This window comes from Elstera litoralis (genome assembly GCF_000963705.1).
In the GTDB taxonomy this organism is placed as follows: domain Bacteria; phylum Pseudomonadota; class Alphaproteobacteria; order Elsterales; family Elsteraceae; genus Elstera; species Elstera litoralis.
This window is the reverse complement of record NZ_LAJY01000158.1, coordinates 1-4,530: the sequence shown is the minus strand read 5'-3', so window position 1 is coordinate 4,530 and position 4,530 is coordinate 1. Positions and strand designations below refer to the sequence as shown.

Sequence of the window (4,530 nt, the reverse complement as noted above, 5' to 3'; positions counted from 1 at the left end):
TTAACTGGAAGTATCGCGTCGGCGATTATCGCATCATTGCCAGCATCGAAGATGATATTTTGCGTATTCTCGTCGTGCGCATTGGCAATCGGGGGGATGTCTATCGAGACTAACCCTACGCTTTTACTCACCCTAGACAGTTAGTCACGCGCCTCATATTCCGCTCGCAAGATCGCATAAAAGGCGATGTCCCAACGGTCCGTACCGATCTGAAGTGCGGAGCGGCGCACGCCTTCGCGCACAAACCCTGCCGATTCATAGGCACGGACAGCGGGCGCGTTCTGCGTATAGACCTGCAACTCCAACCGCTGAAAAACCGCTGAGGCGAAAACGCGGGCTTGCGCTAACCGCATCATCGGGCGGGAAAATCCTTGGCCACGATACTCGGGATGAATCGCGACAAGGCCAAAACGGGCTACCCCGTGCAGCCAATCCTGCACGATCTGAAGATGCCCAAGGGTCTTGCCCTCTACAACCGCCTTTAAAACCTGTAAACGCGGCACCTCTCGGCGCGCTTCAGCGAGCATCGGTTCGAACTGCGCCGCCGTGAGCGGAAATGAAACCGAGGTTCCGCCCCACTGCATCAGCGCGGCTGCGTCCGGGAACCAACCCAGCAGGTCGGGAATATCCGCCTCGGTGAAGGGCTGAAGCTCCATATTCATCGCGCCAGATAAAGCTGCCAGTTGGTGCCCTTGCCCAGCGTCGTCAGGCGGCAATGGTCGAGCAGCGTCCAGTCCGGCCCGGTTAGCGCTTCGTGGACCTGATCGAGAATGCGCCGCGCGCCGCCGGTTTCCTTGGCGTAGAGCGAGACGATCATCACGCCGTTGGGCGTCAGCGCTTTGCGGTAGCGCGCCATTTCCGCCACCGGATCGGCGGTGAAAAACAGCACTTCATTGAACAGGATGGCGTCGAATTTTCCTTCGGGTTCATAGGCCGCGAGATCGGCGCAACGCGTGACACCGCCGGGGGGCAGCCCTTCGAAACGGTCGAGCGCGGCTTGCGACAGGTCAACGCCGACGTAGCCGGACAAAAGCGACGGGTGGACGTAACGCATCAACACCCCATCGCCGCAACCGATATCGAGCAGCCGGAACGGGCGCGGAGCCTGCATCAGATAGGCGGCAACCGCCCCATAGCGCGGCGCTTCCCGCAGCTTATGCAGAAAATTCCATCGACCGTCCTGATACTCTTGGTCCCAGCGCTGCGCTTCGCTCATGCTACTGCGTCTCCTAAAACTTTGGCGGCGGAGCTTATCACGCCGTCCCCAGGGAGCAAGCCTTGACGCCGGGGGGCGGGCTTGCCACAACAGGCCATGTCTCGTCTCGATAGCTTCATCAATCGCATGGTCGCGCAGCGCGCGTGCCTAAACTTCATTGCCGCCCAGGTCCACGGCCCGACGCTGACTGAGCCCGTCTTGGAACTCGGCCTCGGCAATGGCCGCACCTACGATCATCTGCGCGAACTTTTCCCCAACGCGCCGATTTTTGTGTTCGACCGCGCCATGCGGGCCAACCCGAAAAGCGCCCCGCCGGAAGACATGATGATCTTGGGCGACGTGCGCGATACCCTCCCGGCCATCCGTCCACGTTTGGGGGCTGGCGCACGCTTGGTCCATAGCGATATCGGCGATGGTAGCCGCGACACCACGGAGCCCTTAATCCGCGCGCTCGAACAGGCGCTGCCGCCGCTCTTAGCGGACGGGGCCTATATCGTCGCCGATCAGAAGATGAGTGTGCCGAACTGGCACGCCCTGCCGCTGCCCGAGGGCATCGCGGAGGGGCGCTATTATATTTGGCAATATCGGGCCTGAACGCCCTACTCCCGGTGATACGGGTGCCCGGCGAGGATCGAATGGGCGCGATACACTTGCTCGGCCAGCATCACCCGCACCAGCATATGCGGCCAGGTGAGCGGGCTGAGGCTGAGTTTGAAATCGGCGCGGTCCAGCAGCGCCGCATCATGCCCATCGGCCCCGCCGATGGCAAAGGCAAGATCGGCGACGCCGCTATCGCGCCAGCGCCCGATCTGGTCGGCAAAAGCTTGGCTCGATAGGCTCTTGCCATGCTCGTCGAGCGCGACCAGCGTCGCCCCCTTCGGCACGGCCTCAAGCAGAAGCTGGCCTTCGCGGGCTTTTAGCTCGGCGGCGGGCAGCGCGCGCCGCTCCTCGACCTCGATGAGCGACAGCGCCGGGCGCAAACGATTGCCATACTCGGCCACCAGGGACTTGATGGCCGCCTCTTTACAACGCCCGACCGCGAGCAAATGGACGCGCATCGGAAAAGGTTAGAAGCGCGGGGTTTCGCCGGCCTCTTCGTCCCAATCTTCCTCGGCTTCGGCGTCGGTGAGACTATCGCTATCGACCGAATAGCCTTTGACCAGCACTTCCGGCGGCAGCTCGACGCCCCACATTTTTTTCGAGATTGTAGAAGCTGCGCACTTCCGGGCGGAAGAGGTGAACGATGATGTCTTTGGCATCAACCAGCACCCAATCGGCGCGCGGCATGCCTTCGATGGTGATGCCCTTGGCCCCGGCTTCTTTCAGCTTTTCAGCCAGATTCATCGTGAGCGCCGCCACTTGCCGGTTCGAGCGGCCCGAGGCGATAATCATGTAATCGGCGATGCTGGTTTTGCCGATGAGCGGAATCACGACAATGCCTTCCGCTTTCCCATCGTCCAGCGAGGTTTTGGCCACTTCAACCAACTGCTCGACAAGCGCCGTGCTTTTGGTGGAAACGGGGTCGGTCGTCGAGGTGGTCGGCGCCGTGGGCGGCGTCGTATCATTAGGGGCGGAAATGGGAGAACCCTCCGGTTAGTCTTGAGAAGATCTTACACCCACCCTCGCCGCCGCGCGAATCGCGGTGGCCGAGGCCGGGTGTAAACGGGTACGCAAAAAGACCCAAGCAGGCCGTTTGTGCCGGGCAAGCGCGCGGCAGGCGGCGTCGGGCAAGCGCGCGGCGCGAAACGTCAGCGCGGCCTGCCCATGAAGAGCCTTGCCAGAATAAGGCGCGCGGGCGAAAACCGCAACCGCCGCTCGGTCATACAAGCTCCGCCAGGCGCGCCACCGGGCGATTTGGCCGAGATTATCGGCCCCCATCAGCCACACGAAGCGCTGATTGGGGAACAAAAGCACCAACCGCCGCAGGGTCTCAGCGCTATAGACCGTGCCGAGATCGCTTTCAATCGCCGTCACCACCATGCGCGGATGCCGCGCTTTGCTCACCGCCGAGGCCACGCGCTCGGGCAGTGCGGCCATCTCGGCCGCCGACTTCAGCGGGTTCTGCGGCGAGACCAGCCACCAGACCCAATCGAGCCCCAAGCGGCGCAAAGCTTCGAGCCCGATATGGCGATGACCGTCATGGGCGGGATTGAACGATCCGCCCAGCAGCCCGATCACCTGTCCCTGCCCGCGCCGAAACCGCCGCAGCGCGCGTAACGCGGCTTTATCCGGCGCGAACTGTGCCATTGCCCCGCACGAGATATTTAATCGACGTCAAATGCTGCGCCCCCACGGGGCCACGCGCGTGCAGCTTGCCGGTGGAAATGCCGATTTCCGCACCGAAACCGAACTCGCCGCCATCGGCAAACTGCGTCGAAGCATTATGCAGCACGATGGCACTATCGACCCCGGCCAGAAACGCCGCCGCTGCCTCGACGTCTTCGGTTAGAATCGCCTCAGTATGGTGCGAGCCATAGCGGTTGATATGGGCAATCGCCTCGGCAACCCCGGTCACGACCTTCGCCGACACGATGGCTTCGAGATATTCGGTGCCCCAATCCGCATCGGTGGCGGGTTCAATCCGGGGATCGAGGGTTTCGAGCCCGGCATCGGCGCGCACGGCACACCCGGCATCGAGCAGGTCTTTCAGGATCAGCCCGGCGTGGCTTTGGACGATAGACGCGTCGAACAGCAAGCTTTCGGTCGCCCCGCAAACGCCCGTTCGGCGCAGCTTGGCGTTCAGCACCACTTTACGGGCGGTTTCCAGATCGGCGGCGCGGTGAATATAGGTATGACAGTTGCCGTCGAGATGCTTCAACACCGGCACGCGCGATTCGGCCGCGACGCGGGCGATCAGCGATTTGCCGCCGCGCGGAATGACCACATCCAGCGTGTCGGTCATCGTCAGCAGCAGCCCCACCGCCGCCCGGTCCGGCGTCGGCAAGGCCTGAACGCAATCTTCGGGCAAACCCGCGGCCTTCAGCCCGGCGCGCAAGGCGTTAAGAATCGCACCGGAGGAGGCGAAACTGTCGGACCCGCCGCGCAGGATCACAGCATTGCCGGATTTCACGCAGAGCGCACCCGCATCCGCCGTTACATTCGGGCGCGATTCGTAAATGATGCCGATGATGCCGAGCGGCACCCGGATTTTCTGGAAATGCAGCCCGTTCGGCTGATGCCAGTCTTCCAGCACCGCGCCCAGGGGATCGGGCAGCGCCGCAATCTCGTCGAGCCCCTTGGCCACGCCCTCAAGCCGTTCCGGCGTCAGTTTCAGCCGGTCGCGCAGGGAGGGCGAAAGCTCGGTCGCCCGGGCC

8 protein-coding genes are annotated in these 4,530 nt (G+C 63.0%); 2 read left to right on the top strand and 6 right to left on the bottom strand.

The annotated features are described in order from the left end of the window. The coding region (locus VZ95_RS28055; RefSeq protein WP_198148154.1) for a type II toxin-antitoxin system RelE family toxin at window positions 1-113 on the top strand (113 nt) is incomplete at its 5' end. A gap of 27 nt (window positions 114-140) precedes the next feature. Here the strand turns inward: VZ95_RS28055 and VZ95_RS07335 are convergent. Next, a complete protein-coding gene (locus VZ95_RS07335) occupies window positions 141-656 on the bottom strand; it encodes a GNAT family N-acetyltransferase (RefSeq protein WP_045775275.1) in 516 nt (171 codons plus the stop codon). Between the two features lie 2 nt (window positions 657-658). Further along, the gene (locus VZ95_RS07330) at window positions 659-1,216 is read right to left on the bottom strand and encodes a class I SAM-dependent methyltransferase (protein WP_045775274.1); all 558 of its coding nucleotides are present in this window, start codon (window positions 1,214-1,216) and stop codon (window positions 659-661) included. A 96-nt stretch (window positions 1,217-1,312) separates the two neighbouring features. Here VZ95_RS07330 and VZ95_RS07325 point away from each other — a divergent pair, with 96 nt between their 5' ends. Continuing rightward, window positions 1,313-1,810, top strand: a complete 498-nt coding sequence (locus VZ95_RS07325; RefSeq protein WP_045775273.1) for a class I SAM-dependent methyltransferase — start codon at window positions 1,313-1,315, stop codon at window positions 1,808-1,810. Window positions 1,811-1,815: 5 nt separating this feature from the next. Here VZ95_RS07325 and rlmH read toward each other — a convergent pair whose 3' ends face one another. From rlmH to VZ95_RS07305, 4 genes are all read right to left on the bottom strand, one after another. Further along, on the bottom strand, window positions 1,816-2,274 hold the full coding sequence (gene rlmH, locus VZ95_RS07320) for a 23S rRNA (pseudouridine(1915)-N(3))-methyltransferase RlmH (RefSeq protein ID WP_045775272.1): 459 nt from the start codon (window positions 2,272-2,274) through the stop codon (window positions 1,816-1,818). 79 nt (window positions 2,275-2,353) lie between these two features. Then, entirely contained in the window at window positions 2,354-2,692 is a 339-nt protein-coding gene (gene rsfS / locus VZ95_RS07315) for a ribosome silencing factor (RefSeq protein ID WP_232302532.1), read from the bottom strand. Between the two features lie 117 nt (window positions 2,693-2,809). Further along, entirely contained in the window at window positions 2,810-3,463 is a 654-nt protein-coding gene (locus VZ95_RS07310) for a nicotinate-nucleotide adenylyltransferase (protein ID WP_084627630.1), read from the bottom strand. After that, a partial coding sequence (locus VZ95_RS07305) for a glutamate-5-semialdehyde dehydrogenase (RefSeq protein ID WP_045775270.1) occupies window positions 3,441-4,530 on the bottom strand: 1,090 nt, incomplete at its 5' end. The genes VZ95_RS07310 and VZ95_RS07305, both read right to left, overlap by 23 nt.

Bases quoted from the DNA above. Each gene is read 5' to 3' on its own strand.
- VZ95_RS07310 (WP_084627630.1), bottom strand. From the start codon at position 3,463: ATGGCACAGTTCGCGCCGGATAAAGCCGCGTTACGCGCGCTGCGGCGG.
- rlmH (WP_045775272.1), bottom strand. From the start codon at position 2,274: ATGCGCGTCCATTTGCTCGCGGTCGGGCGTTGTAAAGAGGCGGCCATC.
- VZ95_RS07325 (WP_045775273.1), top strand. From the start codon at position 1,313: ATGTCTCGTCTCGATAGCTTCATCAATCGCATGGTCGCGCAGCGCGCG.
- VZ95_RS07330 (WP_045775274.1), bottom strand. From the start codon at position 1,216: ATGAGCGAAGCGCAGCGCTGGGACCAAGAGTATCAGGACGGTCGATGG.
- VZ95_RS07335 (WP_045775275.1), bottom strand. From the start codon at position 656: ATGGAGCTTCAGCCCTTCACCGAGGCGGATATTCCCGACCTGCTGGGT.